The sequence below is a fragment of the Pseudoalteromonas sp. GW168-MNA-CIBAN-0100 genome (assembly GCF_040309225.1).
Lineage (GTDB): Bacteria > Pseudomonadota > Gammaproteobacteria > Enterobacterales > Alteromonadaceae > Pseudoalteromonas > Pseudoalteromonas arctica.
The window spans coordinates 1-242 of sequence record NZ_JBEOOL010001005.1; the positions used below are offsets into that span (position 1 = coordinate 1).

At 35.5% G+C, this 242-nt stretch carries 1 pseudogene; it reads right to left on the minus strand.

What is annotated here, in order from left to right:
- A pseudogene (locus AAEY62_RS24380) lies at positions 1 to 242 on the minus strand (murein hydrolase activator EnvC family protein); the annotation flags it as partial.

The window sequence follows — 242 nt, forward strand, 5'->3', positions numbered from 1 at the left end:
TTTCCAGTAAATTCCACCGTGTTTTCGTTGTCCAAAAGTGTGTTCTAACTTACCTCGGCTTGGCCAGTTAAGCTTGCCTTTGCTGTTATTGAGGCCGAGTAATTCAACTTTTTTATTTTTTTCTTTCTCTAACTCTTCAATAGTTGTGATCAGCGTTTGTTGGTTTTCTTTTAAATAGTTAATTGAGCTTTTAGTGTTATTTAGCTGTGCCTGTAAATTTTTTAAATTGGCTTGGCGTTCAC